Source organism: Roseospira visakhapatnamensis (assembly GCF_014197915.1).
Classification (GTDB): Bacteria; Pseudomonadota; Alphaproteobacteria; order Rhodospirillales; family Rhodospirillaceae; genus Rhodospira; species Rhodospira visakhapatnamensis.
The window spans coordinates 82,488-98,413 of record NZ_JACIGK010000012.1 but is presented as its reverse complement, the minus strand read 5'-3'; the positions used below and the strand labels follow the sequence as shown (position 1 = coordinate 98,413).

The window sequence follows — 15,926 nt, the reverse complement described above, 5'->3', positions numbered from 1 at the left end:
CGTCCTGCACGGCGCCCGGGGGTAAACGAGTCACGCTCATCCGCCGTTGTGTACAAACACCCGGCCGGGACGGGCCTCCCGCTCGATGGACGGGAGGCCCGAGGTCCCCTACTCCAGGGCCTGCACGATCTCTTCGGTCATCTTCTTGGCGTCGCCTTTCAAGAGATCTATCTCTCTGTTTTTGCTATTTATTGTCAGACCGCTTTGGGTGCAACTTGGGCGCCGGCCCCGCTAGACGGCCCCGTACAGACGCTGTTGCGTCCACCATGCGGTGTTGGCCGCCTCTGCGGGCCCGGGCCGCATCGGCGTGTTTTTCATGCGCGCGCCCAGGTCAGCCATAACGCCGTCGATCACCTCGCGCACGCCGGCCAGATAGGCCGGATCCGCGTCGGCATAGAACACTTCGGTCGTCGCCGCGCCGGGGATACGATGCCCCATCCATGCGCCCAGGTCCTCCATGCTGACCCCACGACCCCGCCGGATGCGCGCCTGCGGGCGGACATCTGCGCCCCCAAATGGACCCTGCGGCGGGGCGGCATCCTGGTGGAGCCCAAGGAGGATGTCAAACGGCGCATCGGGCGCTCCCCGGACCGGGGCGACGCCGTCACGTACAGCCTGATCGAGACGCCCAGACGCTCGGCGCGGCCGGTGCCGAGGACCGGCCGCCCCCGCTCGTGGAGGACGCTATGACCCGTTCGCGGCCCCCGGCCCGATCGACGGGCGGGTTCGCCTCGCCCACCGCGCCGCGGCGGATGCCGCGCCAGGACCCGGCGGTGGTGGCCGCCAACCTGGAGCGGTTCCGGCTGGCCCATGCCGGCATGGTCCGCTGGGCGGAGAAGGCCCGGGAGTGCGTGCGCTTCTACGAGGGCGACCAGTGGACCGAGGCGGAACGCGCCGAGATGGAGGCGCAGGGGCGTCCGGTGCTGGTGATCAACAGGATCAAGCCCGTGGTGCGCACGGTGCAGGGGTTCATGCGCCGCAACCGGTACGAGACGGTGTTCAAGCCCGGCAACGACGGCAGCGGCACGAAGGAGACCGCCGAGGCCCTGTCGATGGTCAGCAAGCAGATCGACGAGCGCAACGGCAGCCGCTGGATCGATTCCCAGGTGTTTCAGGATGGAATCCAGACCGGGCGCGGGTTCTGGGACGTGCGCCTGGACTACGAGAGGAACGCGCTCGGCGAGGTGCGCATTCGCGACCTGGATCCGTTCAGCGTCTATCTCGATCCGGAGGCGAACACCTACGAGCCCGACGGCTGGGCCTATGTGACGCTGTCGCGCTGGATGAGCCTGCGGGACATCGACGTGCTGTTCGGCCGCGCCGTGGCCGGCGATCTGCGGGCGGACCAGCCCGACGGGATGCCCGTGCGGGGCGACGCGGGCACCGAACCCGCCGACGAGATCACGCCGGACCGCACCTTCGGGCTCGACGAATACCTGGGCGGTCCTTACGACGCGGCGGCGGCGCCGATCCTGGGGTCGGAGACCCAGGGGTTCCATCCGGTCGAGCACGTCCACCGCGCCCGCCGGCTTTTGCGGGTGCTGGAGACCCAGCACTGGGAGCTGCGCGAGGTCTGGCGGGCGACGGACCACACGACCGGCCAGCGCATGACGCTGCCGGCGACCTGGAGCGACCGCAAGGTCGCCCGGCTGATCCAGTGGAACCAGGCGCGGGGCCTGCCGTTCGGGATCGAGCGCGCCGTGGAGCGCTGCGTGCGCTGGACCGTCACCTGTTGCGACCGCGTGCTGTTCGACGACTGGTCGCCCTACCAGCACATGACCGTCGTGCCGTTCTTCCCCTACTTCCGGCGCGGCCGCACCCAGGGCCTGATCGAGGACCTGATCGATCCCCAGATCGAGCTGAACAAAAGCCGCATGAACCGGCTGCACATCCTCAGCACGTCGGCGAACGGCGGCTGGGATGTCGAGCGCGGCGCGCTGGACGAGGAGAACATGCGGGCGCTGGAGGACGAGGGCGCCCGCCCCGGGGTCATCATCACCCGCGAGCGCGGCACGGCGCCGCTGCAGCGCATCCAGCCCAGCCTGCCCCCGCAGGGCTGGAAGATGTTCGAGATGGACTCGGCCGAGGACATCAAGCAGATCAGCGGCATCAACGAATCCGCCATGGGGCACATCGACCGCGTGCAGAGCGGCCGGGCCATCGAGGCCCGGCAGCGCCAGGCCCTGAACGCCGTCGAGCCGGACTTCGACAACCTGGCCCGCTCGCGCGAGCTCAAGGCCCGGGTGATTCTCTCGCTGGTGCAACGCTACTACACCGAGGAACGCATCATCCGCGTGCGCGGCGAGATGGACCGCGAGCAGACGGTGGTGGTCAACCAGCGGGACCCGGCCGGCGCCGTGGTCAACAACCTGGCCGCCGGCGCCTACGACATCGTCATCGACGAGACCCCGGTGTCGTCCAGCTACATGCAGGCGCAGTTCGAGGAAGCCCTGGAACTGCGGCAGCGCGGCGTGCCCATTCCGGACGACATTCTCGTGCGCTCCAGCAGCATTGCCGGCAAGGACGCCATCATCGCCCGCCTGGAGGAGCAGCGCGCCGCCCAGGAGGCCGCCGCCCAGGCCCAGCACCTGGCCGTCACGACCCAGCTGGGCCAGCCGCCCGGGGCGTCCCTGCCGCCCATCACCGCCAGCCGGCCGTTCGCCGGCACCGCGCCCTATCAGCCGCCGCCACCGCCGCCGCCGTCGCCCGCGCCCGGGGGACCGCCCGGGGCAGCGCCCGCGCCCCAGGCCCCCGGTCCGGCCCCCGGTCCCGTCCCCGGTCCGGCCCCCATGCCGCCGCCGCGCCCGCCGCGCTGATCGCGACGGGACATCGCTCACCCTGTGCGCGTCGCCCACAGACGAGCCCAGGCCATGTCCTTCCTTCATGTCCGTCACCGGCGCCGGTCCGGTCCCCCGAAAAAGCTGCCACCGCTCTACCACGAGGGGGACCCGCACTGGGTGGTGGCCCCGTGCGCGGGCGGCACCGTGCGTGTCGTCGCCGAGCGGGGCGCCATGCGCGTCACCGACCGGCATGCTCTGATTGCTTTCGACCTCTGTCGCCGCCTGAACACGCATGTCGACCTGGACGGCACCTGGGTGGTGCGCTGGCTGGAGCCCCAGGACCCCGGCCTGCGTCCGGACGGCACGCTGCGGCTGGCCGAACCGACCCTGCTGGAAGCCTGCTACCTGGACGCGGACGACGACTGCCAGTTCATCCAGAGCAACGAGGACGCCCTGGATGTCCTGGCCGTCGCCGGCACGGACTTCTTCCTCGATCAGGCCGAGGAGGCCCTGGCGACGTTCCGCGACATCGAAAAGGCCGCCGAGATCGGCGCCCGGCAGAAAAAGCGCGGTGATCGCGACGGGACAGGCCGCACGGTCTTTCTCTGACCAAAACCGGACGCGCCGCCGAGACAGGCGCCGGGCCGCCGCCGTTCCGGGCGTTGCCGCAGGCCACCGCGACAGAGGGCACGAGACAGGCCATGACCGACCAGATCACCACCGACGGGGACGACGACCGCTCCGAACTGGACCTTGCCGACGCCGAGGACCTGGACGCCCTGATCGCCGCCACCGAACAGGGGGCGGCCGAGGACGGCGAGGGGGAGGCCGACAGGCCCCAAGCCCCCTCCCAAGCCCCCGCCCAAGCCCCCGCCCAAGCCCCCGCCCAAGCCCCCGCCCAAGCCACCCCCCAGACCACCCCCGGCCCCGCGCCGAAGGCGGCCGGGGACGGCCCGGGGGACGGCCAGGAGGACACCGGCCAGCAGAGGCAGAAGCCTCACATGGTTCCCATCGCGCGCGTGAACGAGGAGACTCGCAAGCGGCGCGCGCTGGAGGAGCATATCCGGCACCTGGAGGCGCGACAGCAACCGGCGCAACCGGCGCAACCGGCGCAACCGCCCTTCGATCCGGATCGTGCCCAGGCGCGGTTGCGGGCCGATGTCCGGGCCGCCCGGGACCGCCTGGCCGCCGACTTCGACGAGGGCAAGATCGCCAGCATGGCGGACCTGCGGCGGCGCGAGGCGGCCGTGGAGGACCAGGCGGAGCAGATCCACGCGGCGATCACGGCCCGGGCGCGCGAGCAGGCCGAGGCCGAGGCCCGCCAGCAGCCGGCCCCGACGCGTCAGGAGACGGACCTGTTCCTGGACCTGGCGACCGGGCGCCTGGAGGCGGACCATGCCTGGACGCGCAACATGTCGGCGGCGGATCAGCGCTTTCTGGTCAACGCCGCCCTGTACGACATGCAGGCGCGGGGACAGGCGCTGCCGCCGGGAGCCAAGGGGGACCTCGCCCTGCGGGCCGCCGTGGTCGAGGCCGGGTACCGCTACGGCGTCGCGCAACGGCTGGGATACCGGCCCGCCGCCCCCCGGGCGTCGGCCGCGCCGGCCGGAACGCCGACGCCGGCGCAACGTCGCCGGAAAGCCGCCCTCGCGGCCGCCATGCCCCCCGACCTGAGCCAGGCCGGGACCACCGCCCCGGTGAGTGATCTGGATCGCATCAAGGCCGGCGCCGACCACATGTCCGAGGTGGACCTCGCCAGCGAGGACCCCGGACTCCTGGACCGCCTGATCGCCGAGTTCGAGTGATCGGGCCGGGCCCACGGGAGACAGACCATGGCATACACCGACTTCGGGGCCGTGACGCCCCTTCAACGCAAGGCATACTCGGCCAAGATCCTTCAGTTCGGCCGGGACGGGACGATCCTGTTTTCTTCGAAGCAGGGCCTGACGGGCAAGTCCGCGAACTCCTGCATCCAGGTCATCACCGAGATCACCAAGACCTCCCGGGGGGACAAGGTGATCATGCCCCTGGTCAACGATCTGACCAGCGACGGCGTGGCCGGGGACAACGACCAGGACGGGCACGAAGAGTCCCTGGTCGCCCAGGACCTGGAAATCACCATCGACCAGATCAGCCACGCGGTCCGCAACCGGGGCGTGATGTCCGAACAGCGCACGGTGGTCCGGTTCCGCTCCACGGCGCGCGAGAAGCTGGGCAACTGGCTGGCGCAGAAGAAGGAGGAGATGGGCTTCCTGACCCTGGCCGGCCGCGGCTTCGCGCACAAACTCGACCTGTCGCCGCGCCCGTCGTCCAGCCAGCTTCCCGCGCTGGCGTTCGCCGCCGACGTCACGGCGCCCAGCGCCCACCGCACGGTGTTCCCGGGCACCGTCACCGCGACGGCGGGGCTGTCCAGCACCGACACCCTGTCGTGGGATCTGCTACTGGCCGCCAAGGCGAAGGCCAAGCGCCTGAACCTGAAGCCGCTCTACCACGAGGGTCGCGAGACCTACATCGTCATGGTCTCGCCCGAACAGGCCCGCGACCTGAAGCAGGACAGCGACTACGTGAGCGTCACCAAGGACGCCGGGGTGCGCGGCGGCAAGAACCCGCTGTTCGCCGGCTCCATCGCCATGGTCGACGGCCTGGTGATCTACGAACACAACAAGGTGCCGACCAACACCGGCAACACCGCCGGCTGGGGCGCGGGGGGCGACGTCAAGGGCGCCCAGGCGCTGTTGCTGGGCGCGCAGGCCCTGGGCCTGGCCGAGGTCGGCAACTCCGAATGGGCCGAGGACAACCAGAAGGACTACGGCCGCAAGCCGGGCATCGCCTACGCGACCATCCTCGGCTTCAAGAAGCCGGTCTTCGAGGACCCGGTCACGGGCACCGACGAGGACTTCTCCGTCCTGTCCCTCTACACGGCGGCGGCGTGACGCGCCCCGCGCCGGCCCGGCCGGGGGTCCGCCCCGGCCGGCGTCGGCCCGACGAAGCAAAGGAGACCCGGCCATGGCCGTCGTGACCACCTACCGCGCCTACGAAACCACCCTGCCGCTGGTCGTGGGCGGGGTGTCCACCGTGTTCTGGGACCAGTCCCTGCCCGCCGACACCGCCGCCGGCGGCGACAGCATCGCCTGCTTCGACCTGCCGGCCGGTGCCCGGGTGACCGCCGGCTCGCTGTGCGTGGAGGGCACGCTGGGGCCGTCCTGCACCGCCACCCTGATGCTGGGGGACACCGCCCTGACCGGCGCCACCACCGCCGGCGGCGCCGATACCGCGCGCATGACCGCCCACCCCCCGGCCGCCGCGTCCGCCGCGCGCACCGTGCGGATCGCCATCGGCGGCGCCGACATGGCGACCCCGGCCGATGTGCGGGTCATGATCCAGTACGTGATGAGTCCGTAAGGGGGGACCGCGACCATGCGCCCCTGGCTGGTCACCGACAAGCACGCCCGGCGCCCGCGTCCGCACACCGCCGTGGCCGGCGCGGTGCGGGAGGTCATCACCTTCCGGGACCCGCTGACCCCGGTGCCGCTGGGGGAGGCGCTGGCGCGCGCCTTCCTCGGCAATCCGTCGTTCGTCGTCATCGCCCCCGACGGCACCCGCACCGATGGCGACGCGCCGCCGGTGCGGCTGCCCGAGGAGACCCTGCGGCGGCTGCATGCCGCCGTGGCCCCGACGGCGGCCCCGGCGGCGGATGCGGCGACGGACACGCCCGGGACCCGGGCGGCCCCGGCCGCGCTGCCCCCCGGCGTGGTCATCGCCCGCGTCACCGACCTGGACCGCCGGGGGGCGATCCGGCTGGCCAACATCCTGGCCGGCGAGGCGCGCCTGGGCCCCCAGGCCACCAGGGCCGAGGCCGAAGCCTTCCTGACGGAGATCACCGCCGTGGAGCCCGTGGTGATCGCCGAGGCCCTGGCCGGACTGGAGGCGGACCGTGTCGGCGACGCTTAACGCCGCCGCGATCGCCACCCTGGCGCTGCGGCGGATCGGCCAGCTGGCGCCGATCGACAGCGCCGCCGCCGCCGCCGAGCACGGGATCGCGCTTCAGTATCTCGACCTGCAGCTGGCCGAACTGGCCCTGACGGAGCGGCTCTGGCCGCTGCTGCCGGCGGCCGTGGACGTGGCGCTGGAGGCCGGCCGGCGGGACTACGCCCTGACCGAGCGGATCGCGCCGCCGTTCGCCATCGTCCTGCGCCTGACGGTGTCGGCCCGCGACGGCGCCGCGACGCCCGTGGCGCTGGTGCGCCGCAAGACCTGGGACGGGATCGCCGACAAGGACGGGGCGGGGCGGCCCACCCTGGCGCACCTGCTGCACGACCGCCGGCAGACGCTGCGGCTGCACCCGGTTCCCGGCGAGGCCATGACCCTGCATGTGACCGGGCAGGTCGCCAGTCCGGACGTGACCGCCGAGCGGGGCGGCGGCATCGCCCACGGCCTGCCGGACGGCTGGCAGCGCTACCTGGTGCTGGCCGTCGCCGCCGACATCGGCGCCGGCCCGGTGCTGACCCTGCCCGTCGGCGAGATCGACCGCATCCGGGCCGAGGCCACGGCCCTGAAAAGCCGGCTGCTGACCCGGGGCCTGCAAGAGACCCTGGACCGGCCGCGCACCGTGCGCCCCTGGAGGTAAGCCATGGCCCACCGCGTCGCGATCCCCGACTGGCAGCTCGCCAACAGCGCCTATGCCGACGCCGTCGTGACCTTCCACACGGTCGATCCGGCGACGGGCACGCGCGCGCCCACCCTGGCCACGCTGTATGACGGCCTCACCGGCGCCGGCACGCTGGCCAACCCGCACACCCTGGACAGCAGCGGCAAGTTCGCGGTGCCGGTCTACATCGAGGAACCGGTGGTCGCGGTGGTGGGGGAGTCGCCGATCGGCGCGCACGCGACCGGCGTCATCGACACCGGCGGGCTGTGGCGGGGTCCCTGGACGACGGCGACGGCCTACACGCTGGGCGACCGGGTGCGGGACGGCGCCGCCGGCGCCGGCACGGCGAACATCCATATCTGCGTGCGCGCGCATACCTCGGGGACGTGGGCGGCGGACCTCGCGGCCGGCGTGTGGGCGCTGGAGATCAACGTCGCCGACGTCGAGACCGCGACCGTCGCGGCCGAAACCGCGCAAGGGCTGGCCGAGGCGGCGCAAGGGCTGGCCGAGACGGCTCGCGACACCGCCACCGATGCCGCCGCCACCGCCACCGCCCAGGCCGCCACCGCGACCGCCCAGGCCGGCGCGGCCAGCGCCCGGGCGATCGCCAGCGCCGCCAGCGCCAGCGACGCGGACGCCCGCGCCACCGACGCGGACACCCGCGCCCAGGCGGCGGACGCCCACCGCGTGGCCGCCGAGACGGCCGCCGCCGCCGCCCAGGGCTCCGCCGGCGCGGCCGACACCCGCGCCACCAACGCCGAGCAGGCCCGCGACCGGGCCGAACAGGCCCGCGATCAGGCCAGCCAGATCGCCGGCATGCGGCTCTTCGGGGCCATCGGCGACGGCGCCCTGCCGCGCATCATCGCCGACCGCACCGCCGACACCCTGCACCTGATCGGCGCGGGGCCCATCGCGGTCGCCTACGACGGTCCCGCCCGCACGGTGACGCTCTCGGCCCCGAACCTGGCCACCCTGGACCCCCGGACCGGAACCGTGCCGCTGGACCAGCTGCCGGCCGGCGCCATCACCACGACGGCGGGCCTGGTGGGCTTCACGCCCTACGAGACCCTGTCCGCCGATACGGTTCAGGGCGCCCTGCAACAGATCTGGGACCGGTCCGCGTCCGGCGGCGCCTTCGAGGCCCGGCAGAGCGCCGCCGCCGCCGCCGCCTCGGCCGCCGCCGCCGGCGCCCACGAGACCGCCACCCGGGACGACGCCACCGAGGCCGCCGCCGCCGCCGCCCAGGCCAGCGCCGCCGCCGCCGCCGCCGCCGCGACCGGGGCGGGCGCGCTGGCCGAGGCCGTCCGCAAGCTGAAGCTGCACGTCACTTTCGATCTCTGAGCGAGGACCCCACCCCATGACCACCGCACTCAGTCAGGCCATTCAGGCCGTCAAGGACCAGGTCGTCGCGCAGGCGGGGACCGCGGACGCCGAGGGCCTGGCGATGCTGGGCACCGCCATCGACCGCATCGGCGGTCGCGCCACCGTGATCGAGGTGGTCGAACTGGGCGACGTCAAGAAGGCCGAGATCACCGCCCTGGCCGACCAGCGAAACGCCGACCTCACCGCCCTGGCCGACCAGCGCGGCGCCGCCCTCTCGGCCCAGGCCGACACCCATGTGGCCACGCTGACCGCGCTCAGCGAGACCCGCGAGACCAGCCTGACGGTGCTCGCCGATGGCCGCGAGGCCGACCTCACGGCCCTGGCCGACACGCGCGACGCCGCCCTGACCACCCTGGCCGACACGCGCGAGGCCGACCTGACGGCACGGGCGGACGCCCGCACCGCCGACGTGATCGCGGCCGGCACCACCTACGCCCTCACCGCGCCCCTGGACGGCATCGCCTACGACAGCCTCGGCCGCGTGACCGGCTACGTCGCCGGGCCGAAGACCGTGTCGGCCCTCACCTACGACACCCGCGACCGGGTGACCGGATTTACCGAGGCGGTGGAAACCCACGACGGCGCCGGCGGCACGACCACCGTCACCCGGGTCTATACCGTCACCTACGACACCCGGGGCCGCATCGCCAGCGTCGCCGCCGCCACCCCCGCCTGAGGAGACCCCCATGGACATCCTGGCCCTCAACGCGTTGCAGACGGCCCTTGGCCAGCACACCCCCTACAACGCCCTGTTCCCGGCCCGGCCGGTGTTCGCCTACCACCAGGCCGCCGCCGGAGGCTACAGCGGGATGACCAGCGTCTACGCGGCGCAGGCGCTGACCCCCATGCGCAGCTTCTACCTCAGCGGCAGTAACTACCCCGGCCACCCCACGGGGCACGCGGTCTGGGGCCAGTCCGAAGTCAACGGCACGAACCGCAACTTCTCTGGACACGCCAGCGAGCAGCCCAAAAACAACAACCTGAACCCGAACAACGGCCTCAATGGCCTGTGCACTCACACCAACACGGTCTGTTTCGCCAACCTGGACATCGACGAGGAGCACGGCGCCGTCCCGCGATACTACAGCCAGTATCAGGACTACGCCCGGTATCACGGCGTGGTGCTGGGGGAGCCCGGCGGTGGCCGGGGCGGCGTGCCGCTGTACCGCCAGGGCCTGGAGCTGGGGGTCCGCAACGCGGAGATCTGGCTGTCCTGGGCCGGCAATGTCGCGAGTCCTCTCATCCCGTCCGGGGTACCCTGGTTCTCCTGGACGGATCTCGCCGGCCTGCAGCGCCACCCCGGCGGGCAGACCACGAACCAGGGGATGATCTGCTACAACCGGGTCAACGACACCGTGGCGCTGATGGAGAACGCCGGCACCAACGCCTGGCGCCTGCATGTGTTCCGCGATTTGCCGGCCAAGATCCGCCCCGACGACGCCGCGCATCTGAAGGCCCTGCTGGAGGGGGCCATCGCCGGCAGCGGCGGATCGTCCTACGAGACGGTCGATATCACCTGGCAGAGCCACGGCACCAACGAGTGGCGCTACCGGCCGCGGGTGATCTATTGCGACGACCACACCGTCTGGCTGGTCGCCAAGGAGATCAACAGCAGCCTGCGCCTGGGCCGCATCGTCTTCGACGGCGACGGCGCCCGCGTGTTCGAGGCCGTGGACAACCGCGGCCTGACCACCTCCTACGGCAGCGACCAGAACGGCTACGCCGCCACCCGGCACATGATGAGCGACGACCAGACCGTGGTCGCCGTCTTCACCAACTACTATTACTACCTCTCCGGTTTTGTCGGCTACTTCCTGAAGCGCGAGTCCGCCGCGCAGGGGGCCTACTGTTACTACAGCCAGAACGACTCCGCGTACGGGTGGTCCATCGCCCCCTTCGGCGGGCCGCACTTCGTGCTCGACCAGAACGCCAACGCCGACGGGAGTACTCAGCGCCTCTACGGCGCCTTCCTGCCCGACACCGCCTTCACCGGCGGCGGCCTTTCGGTGTCGGGCAACATCACCACCGTGTTTGGCTATTCCACCGGGACCAACTACGGCGGCAGCATGGTGGTGAAGGTCAAACCCGCCCTGTTCCGGACCACCGAGTACAAGGAGATCCACGGATGACCCCGCTGTTGCGCTTCGACGATCCGACCGCCCCCGCCAGCGCCTACGACGACACCGGCCACTATCCGCTGCCGGAGGGGGCGACGTCCACGCTGACGCTGCGCTACGTGCTGGACGAGGACGGCGCCGTGATCGACCAGTACGCCGGCCTGGACGACGCGGCCGCCGTGGCCGCCCATGTGGCGCGCCAGGAGGCCGCCCGCGACGCCGCCCGCGACGCCGCCGAGGCCCCGGCCACCGTGATGACCCCGCCGCAGTTCCTGGCGACGCTGTTCACCATCGCCGAGCGCGTCGCCATCCGCGCGGCGCGGGAGACGGACCCCGCCGTGGACGACTTCCTGCGCCTGGTCGAGGACCCGCGCCTTACCGAGGTGGACCGCGCCGACCCCTCCACCGTCGCCATCGTCCGCTACCTGACCACCACGGACCCGCCGCTGCTGACCGAGGCCCGCGCCGCCCAGGTGCTCGCCGGCGAGCGGCCGGCCCTGGAGCCCTGAGCCATGCCCGCCCAGCGCATCGTCGAGTTCGACACCTGGCGGGCCGGCTACCAGGGGGCGGCGGTGCACATCCGCAAGGCCGGCCTGACGGACCTCGCCGCCGTCTACATGGACGAGGCGCTGACGGCCGCCGCGGCCAACCCCCAGATCCTCATTCCCAGGACCGATCCCGACGGCACCCAGTACGGCAAGTTCGCCGTGCCGTTGTACACGGTGGACGACTACTATCTCGACATGACGCCCGCCGGGCCGACGGGGGTGCAGCGGGTGCCGCTGACGTCGCTGGACGGCGGCGAGGCGTCCGGCGCCCTGGTCACCAGCGCCGGCGGCACCGTGGCGCGCGCCCTGGCGGCGCGGGCGGCGGACATCGTCCACGCCCTGGACCACGGCGCGCTGGACGAGACCAGCACCGCCGCCAACACGAACACCCTGCAGGCGGCGATCGGCGTGGCCGCCGCGCGCGGGGCGGGCGCGGTGCATGTGCCGCCGGGCACCTACCGGATCAACGCCCTGTCGGTGCCCCAGGGCGTGGTGCTGACCGGCGCCGGCCGGGGGGCGAGCGTGCTGGTGAGCCAGCTTGCCGACGCCGTCGTGACGGTGACCGGCGACCAGGCCGGGCTCGCCGACCTGACGCTGGACGGCGTCAACCTGGTGACCGGCGGCGTCGGCGTGGTCTCGGACAGCGTCTCCGGCCTGATCCTGCGGCGCGTGGGCCTGCGGCGCTTCGACGTGGCGCTGCGCCACCGGGGCGGGTTCGACCACCGCTACGAGGACCTGGTGCTGTCCGCCTGCGGCGCCGGCGCGCGCTTCCTGGGGGAGGACCACGACGGCGCCGGCACCACCTTCACCGGCCTGCGCTGGACCGGCGGCCGGGTGGAGACCACCACCCAGGGTGCCGCGATCCTGTTCGAGGCCGTGGACCGCCCGGTGGACCACAACACGCTGGCCCATGTGGAGATCCTCGACAACGTGGGGCCGGAGGGCATCAAGCTCGTCGGCGCCCAGTTCACGACCCTGGAGCGCTGCGCGTGGGAGGGCAACGTCAACATCCTGTCGGTCACCGACGGCACCCACCCAGAGCTGACGGACCGGGAGGTGCTGTCCCTGCGGGTGCTCGGCGGCGGCATGGCCGACGGCGCCGTCACGCTCGACGGGCTGTGCCAGGACGTGGTGCTGGAAAGCGTCGAGATCGTCGGCGTGGACTTCGTCATGACCACCCCGGCGCACAACGTTCTCCTGAAGAACTGCACCGAGTACGGGGCCACGGTGTCGGGATCGGAGCCCCGCAAGCTGACCCGGTTCCGCGACATCAATCGCGGCGGCGTGGTGGGCATCACCACGGACGGCACGCCGGAGGTGGCCTGGACCCTGGCCCTGAAGCCCGGCGAGGTGGTGCATCTGGAGGTCCGGGCCACGGCGCGCGCGCTCAACAACGCCACCGAGTGCGCCGCCTATCACCTGGAGCAGGCGGCGCGCCGGCCGGGGTCCACCCTGACCTACGACAACCGGACGCAGGCGTTCTCGGTGGGCGCCACCCTTCAGGGGGCGGACTCCCGCGCCACGGCGGCCATCGTCGCCGTGTCCGAAAGCGGGACCACGGGCACGCTCACCCTCCACGACGTGGACGGCGCGTTCCAGGACAACGAGATCATCGCCGAGGTCGGCGGCGAGGCGGGCGGCGGGGCGGGCGACGGGGCGGGCGGCTCCGCCCAGGTCAACGGCGCCCTGGACCACGCCCCCGTGGCGCTGATGGGCGCCAAGGTCTCGCACATGGCGCGGACCAACGGCACGGCGTCGGCCTGGGGCGGGGTGGCCATCGGCGCCTCCGCGCACGAGATCCAGGTCACGGTCGACGGCGACGCCGACGACGCCGTGGAATGGCGCGTCGAGACCCGGGTGGTGCTCTGATGCCCTGGGAGCGGCTGCCCCTCGATGCGCCGGTGCTGCGCAACGTCGCGGAGACCGCCCTGACCGGCGGGCGGGCCAACGCCGCCCTGGAGAACGCCTACGTCAACGAGATCGGCGCCGTCTGCCGCTTCCCGGGCCTGCGCCCGTTCACCCGGGTCGGGGGCGGAGTCGGGGGCGGAGTCGGGGGCGGCGGGAGCGGGCGCGTGACCCTGACCGAGTGGCGCGGCGACCTGATCGCCCTCACCGCGTCCGGTCAGGTCTGGCGCGTCTCCGCCACCGGCGCCGTCACCGATCTCACCGGGGTGCCGGTGTCCGGCGGCCGGCGGCCGGTCTTCGCCAAGACCGAGACCGACCTGGTCATCGCCGCCGGCGGACCGATCGTGCGCCTGGCGGGGGAGAAGACCGACCTGCTGGCCCGCTCGGCGCCGGAGTCCACCCATGTCTGTTTCATCGCCGGGTACCTGGTGGCCATCGAGCCCCGCTCCGGGCGCTTCTATCACTCCGCCGTGGGGGACTACGGCACCTGGAACCCGCTCGACGTGTTCAGCGCCGAGGGCAAGCCCGACGACCTGAACGCGGCCATCGTCACCCCCTATTCGGAACTGCTGCTGTGCGGCCCGCGCTCCGTCGAGCAGTTCGACCCGGTCAGTTCCGGCTCGCAGCCCTTCTTCCGGCGCTGGCAGATCGGCGACGGCGTGCTGGCCCCCTATACCCTGGTGAGCGCCAACAACGGCGTCTACGGCGTCAACCAGCGAGCCGAGTTCGCCCGCTTCAGCGGCCAGTACAGCGAGGACGCCGGCCCCACCGTGGGCCGGTTCCTGGAACGCATCGACGACTGGACCGACGCCTGGGCCGCCGAACTGCTGATCGAGGGGCAGAAGTTCCTGCTGCTGCAGGCGCCCCGGGCCCGCAACGCCCACGACACCCGGGGCGTGACCCTGCTGTACGACCTGCGCGCGCAGCGCTGGGCGTCGCTGTACGGGTGGGACGCGGCGGCCTCGCGGCCCGGCCGCTGGCCCGGCTGGTCGCTGCTGCCGATCTGGGGACGCTGGTTCGTCGGCGGCGACGACGGCGCCATCCACGAACTGACCCCGGAGCGCCAGGACCACGACGGCGCCCCGCAGCCGGTGCTGTACCGCTCCGGCCACTGGTCCATGCTGGGGCACCGCACCCGGGTCGGCGACAGCCGCCTGCGCCTGCGCCGGGGCGTGGTCGGGCCGAACGATCCGGAGCCGGTGGTGTCGCTGCGCGTCAACCGCGACAATCGCGGCTGGTCGGCCTGGCGCCGCGTCGGTCTGGGACGGGCCGGCCAGCGCGACCTGGTGGTCGGCGCGGGGGCCTGGGGCGCGGCCCACAGCTGGCAGTGGGAGATCGCCATGACCGACGCCGCCCCCCTGGAGCTGCACGACGTCCAGATCTATCAAAGCGGGGCCTAGACATGCCCACCCCCACCGTTCCCTCGCCGCCCCGGCCGACCGGCGACGCCGCCGCCGACACCAGCGCCACGGTGGATTACATGTGGGCGCTCTACCGGGCGCTGGTGCTGTCCGTGGACGGCCCGGTGCAGCGGCTTGAGGCCATCGGCACGGTGGCCCCCCTGGCCACCCCGGCGGCGTCGGCCACCGCCATCGCCGACCCCCCGACCCGGAGCGACGTCCAGGCCCTGGCCGACGCGCAGCAGACCCTGCGCGCCAAGCTCAACGAGATCGTCGCCGCCATGCGGGGGTGACCGCCCCGGGGCACTCTACTCCGCCGCCACCAGGGCGTCGGTGGCCAGCCGGGTCCTGGCGTTCAGAAGCTCGATGCCGACAAGCCGGTGGTCGTCATCGAAATCGAAGACAACCCCGGGCGAGATTTCCTCCGACTCCACAGAGGGTCGGTCGGACAGGCTCACGTAGAGCGCATCGACCTCCGGATCATACGCGGTTTTCATGGCCGGGCTCCCCGATCGAAGAAGGCGGTGATCACGAGGATATCATGGCCGTCGGGGCGATGGACAACCCGGAGCACACGGGCACCGAAGTCCGGGATGGTCTTGAAGGATCGCGTGACCTCCGGCGCCCCCGCGTCGGGCTCGGTGCGGTCCGGCTCCAGAATGGCCGACTCGATCCAGGCCCGCCGCAATCGGCGCCGGGCCAGGGCCGCTTCGGCGTGGGCCGAGAAGAGGATCATGGTACAGGCCGTCCCTGGCGGACCCTTCCGGTCCCGCTGGCGAACCGGGGAACCGTTTCGCCGAACCGTGTGGGTCAGGGATTGATGGAGGGGAAGTCTTCGCGCGCGATGCGACGGGCCATGGCGAGGGCAGCCGCATCGGAGGTCTGTCCTTGCGGAAGTTGGCGACAAACCATGGCCCAGCCCGAGGTATAAACCGGAGCCTTCGCGAGGGCGGACAGGCAGCCGAGAACAAGGCCCCCTTTCTCGACTCGGTACGCCTTGCCCAGGACAGGACCGGAGGCCAGGCTGGCGGCCGTGCCGATCCCGTCAACGCGACGCATACCGTCCATCCGTCTTGGCACGGGCCGCTCCGGTGTAGCGACGACAAGTCGCGAGATCATGACCGTCGCCTCCCCCGTCGGAGACG

18 protein-coding genes are annotated in these 15,926 nt (G+C 72.6%); 14 read left to right on the top strand and 4 right to left on the bottom strand.

The genetic code is table 11. The annotated features are described in order from the left end of the window. Positions 1-231: 231 nt before the first annotated feature. On the bottom strand, positions 232-459 hold the full coding sequence (locus GGD89_RS09620; protein WP_184044547.1) for a hypothetical protein: 228 nt from the start codon (positions 457-459) through the stop codon (positions 232-234). 227 nt (positions 460-686) lie between these two features. Here GGD89_RS09620 and GGD89_RS09615 point away from each other — a divergent pair, with 227 nt between their 5' ends. The 14 genes from GGD89_RS09615 to GGD89_RS09550 all read left to right on the top strand — a co-directional run bounded on the left by GGD89_RS09615 (position 687) and on the right by GGD89_RS09550 (position 15,074). After that, positions 687-2,816 (top strand): portal protein, encoded by a 2,130-nt coding sequence (locus GGD89_RS09615; RefSeq protein ID WP_184044545.1) that lies wholly within the window; start codon positions 687-689, stop codon positions 2,814-2,816. A 54-nt stretch (positions 2,817-2,870) separates the two neighbouring features. Further along, positions 2,871-3,389, top strand: a complete 519-nt coding sequence (locus GGD89_RS09610; RefSeq protein WP_184044543.1) for a hypothetical protein — start codon at positions 2,871-2,873, stop codon at positions 3,387-3,389. Between the two features lie 92 nt (positions 3,390-3,481). After that, positions 3,482-4,585, top strand: a complete 1,104-nt coding sequence (locus tag GGD89_RS09605) for a hypothetical protein (protein WP_184044541.1) — start codon at positions 3,482-3,484, stop codon at positions 4,583-4,585. Positions 4,586-4,612: 27 nt separating this feature from the next. After that, positions 4,613-5,713 (top strand): N4-gp56 family major capsid protein, encoded by a 1,101-nt coding sequence (locus GGD89_RS09600; protein WP_184044539.1) that lies wholly within the window; start codon positions 4,613-4,615, stop codon positions 5,711-5,713. A gap of 73 nt (positions 5,714-5,786) precedes the next feature. Continuing rightward, positions 5,787-6,182 carry a hypothetical protein gene (locus GGD89_RS09595; protein WP_184044537.1) on the top strand — a complete coding sequence of 132 codons (396 nt, stop codon included), beginning with the start codon at positions 5,787-5,789 and terminating at the stop codon, positions 6,180-6,182. 15 nt (positions 6,183-6,197) lie between these two features. Beyond that, positions 6,198-6,731: a hypothetical protein gene (locus GGD89_RS09590; protein WP_184044535.1), complete on the top strand. Its 534-nt coding sequence runs from the start codon at positions 6,198-6,200 to the stop codon at positions 6,729-6,731. Continuing rightward, on the top strand, positions 6,715-7,407 hold the full coding sequence (locus tag GGD89_RS09585; RefSeq protein ID WP_184044533.1) for a hypothetical protein: 693 nt from the start codon (positions 6,715-6,717) through the stop codon (positions 7,405-7,407). The genes GGD89_RS09590 and GGD89_RS09585 overlap by 17 nt, the downstream gene beginning before the upstream one ends. A gap of 3 nt (positions 7,408-7,410) precedes the next feature. Then, on the top strand, positions 7,411-8,769 hold the full coding sequence (locus GGD89_RS09580) for a hypothetical protein (protein ID WP_184044531.1): 1,359 nt from the start codon (positions 7,411-7,413) through the stop codon (positions 8,767-8,769). A 16-nt stretch (positions 8,770-8,785) separates the two neighbouring features. Continuing rightward, positions 8,786-9,487 carry a hypothetical protein gene (locus GGD89_RS09575; protein WP_184044529.1) on the top strand — a complete coding sequence of 234 codons (702 nt, stop codon included), beginning with the start codon at positions 8,786-8,788 and terminating at the stop codon, positions 9,485-9,487. A 10-nt stretch (positions 9,488-9,497) separates the two neighbouring features. Further along, the gene (locus GGD89_RS09570) at positions 9,498-10,940 is read left to right on the top strand and encodes a hypothetical protein (RefSeq protein WP_184044528.1); all 1,443 of its coding nucleotides are present in this window, start codon (positions 9,498-9,500) and stop codon (positions 10,938-10,940) included. After that, positions 10,937-11,437 (top strand): hypothetical protein, encoded by a 501-nt coding sequence (locus GGD89_RS09565; RefSeq protein WP_184044527.1) that lies wholly within the window; start codon positions 10,937-10,939, stop codon positions 11,435-11,437. The genes GGD89_RS09570 and GGD89_RS09565 overlap by 4 nt, the downstream gene beginning before the upstream one ends. Positions 11,438-11,440: 3 nt before the next feature. Continuing rightward, positions 11,441-13,345 carry a right-handed parallel beta-helix repeat-containing protein gene (locus GGD89_RS09560; RefSeq protein ID WP_184044525.1) on the top strand — a complete coding sequence of 635 codons (1,905 nt, stop codon included), beginning with the start codon at positions 11,441-11,443 and terminating at the stop codon, positions 13,343-13,345. Further along, positions 13,315-14,781, top strand: coding sequence for a hypothetical protein (locus GGD89_RS09555; RefSeq protein ID WP_184044523.1), 1,467 nt, complete (start codon positions 13,315-13,317; stop codon positions 14,779-14,781). Before GGD89_RS09560 ends, GGD89_RS09555 begins: the two co-directional genes overlap by 31 nt. Before the next feature lie 2 nt (positions 14,782-14,783). Beyond that, on the top strand, positions 14,784-15,074 hold the full coding sequence (locus GGD89_RS09550) for a hypothetical protein (protein ID WP_184044521.1): 291 nt from the start codon (positions 14,784-14,786) through the stop codon (positions 15,072-15,074). 15 nt (positions 15,075-15,089) lie between these two features. Here GGD89_RS09550 and GGD89_RS09545 read toward each other — a convergent pair whose 3' ends face one another. The 3 genes from GGD89_RS09545 to GGD89_RS09535 form a co-directional block, all read right to left on the bottom strand. Continuing rightward, positions 15,090-15,278: a DUF2283 domain-containing protein gene (locus GGD89_RS09545; protein ID WP_184044519.1), complete on the bottom strand. Its 189-nt coding sequence runs from the start codon at positions 15,276-15,278 to the stop codon at positions 15,090-15,092. Continuing rightward, positions 15,275-15,517, bottom strand: a complete 243-nt coding sequence (locus tag GGD89_RS09540; RefSeq protein WP_184044517.1) for a DUF4258 domain-containing protein — start codon at positions 15,515-15,517, stop codon at positions 15,275-15,277. Before GGD89_RS09540 ends, GGD89_RS09545 begins: the two co-directional genes overlap by 4 nt. Before the next feature lie 74 nt (positions 15,518-15,591). Then, complete coding sequence (locus GGD89_RS09535; protein ID WP_184044515.1) at positions 15,592-15,900, bottom strand: hypothetical protein; 309 nt, start codon at positions 15,898-15,900, stop codon at positions 15,592-15,594. Between the last annotated feature and the right edge of the window lie 26 nt (positions 15,901-15,926).

Bases quoted from the DNA above. Each gene is read 5' to 3' on its own strand.
- GGD89_RS09535 (WP_184044515.1), bottom strand. From the start codon at position 15,900: ATGATCTCGCGACTTGTCGTCGCTACACCGGAGCGGCCCGTGCCAAGA.
- GGD89_RS09560 (WP_184044525.1), top strand. From the start codon at position 11,441: ATGCCCGCCCAGCGCATCGTCGAGTTCGACACCTGGCGGGCCGGCTAC.
- GGD89_RS09575 (WP_184044529.1), top strand. From the start codon at position 8,786: ATGACCACCGCACTCAGTCAGGCCATTCAGGCCGTCAAGGACCAGGTC.
- GGD89_RS09595 (WP_184044537.1), top strand. From the start codon at position 5,787: ATGGCCGTCGTGACCACCTACCGCGCCTACGAAACCACCCTGCCGCTG.
- GGD89_RS09540 (WP_184044517.1), bottom strand. From the start codon at position 15,517: ATGATCCTCTTCTCGGCCCACGCCGAAGCGGCCCTGGCCCGGCGCCGA.
- GGD89_RS09580 (WP_184044531.1), top strand. From the start codon at position 7,411: ATGGCCCACCGCGTCGCGATCCCCGACTGGCAGCTCGCCAACAGCGCC.
- GGD89_RS09550 (WP_184044521.1), top strand. From the start codon at position 14,784: ATGCCCACCCCCACCGTTCCCTCGCCGCCCCGGCCGACCGGCGACGCC.
- GGD89_RS09605 (WP_184044541.1), top strand. From the start codon at position 3,482: ATGACCGACCAGATCACCACCGACGGGGACGACGACCGCTCCGAACTG.
- GGD89_RS09600 (WP_184044539.1), top strand. From the start codon at position 4,613: ATGGCATACACCGACTTCGGGGCCGTGACGCCCCTTCAACGCAAGGCA.
- GGD89_RS09610 (WP_184044543.1), top strand. From the start codon at position 2,871: ATGTCCTTCCTTCATGTCCGTCACCGGCGCCGGTCCGGTCCCCCGAAA.
- GGD89_RS09615 (WP_184044545.1), top strand. From the start codon at position 687: ATGACCCGTTCGCGGCCCCCGGCCCGATCGACGGGCGGGTTCGCCTCG.
- GGD89_RS09620 (WP_184044547.1), bottom strand. From the start codon at position 459: ATGGAGGACCTGGGCGCATGGATGGGGCATCGTATCCCCGGCGCGGCG.
- GGD89_RS09590 (WP_184044535.1), top strand. From the start codon at position 6,198: ATGCGCCCCTGGCTGGTCACCGACAAGCACGCCCGGCGCCCGCGTCCG.
- GGD89_RS09565 (WP_184044527.1), top strand. From the start codon at position 10,937: ATGACCCCGCTGTTGCGCTTCGACGATCCGACCGCCCCCGCCAGCGCC.
- GGD89_RS09570 (WP_184044528.1), top strand. From the start codon at position 9,498: ATGGACATCCTGGCCCTCAACGCGTTGCAGACGGCCCTTGGCCAGCAC.
- GGD89_RS09555 (WP_184044523.1), top strand. From the start codon at position 13,315: ATGGCGCGTCGAGACCCGGGTGGTGCTCTGATGCCCTGGGAGCGGCTG.
- GGD89_RS09545 (WP_184044519.1), bottom strand. From the start codon at position 15,278: ATGAAAACCGCGTATGATCCGGAGGTCGATGCGCTCTACGTGAGCCTG.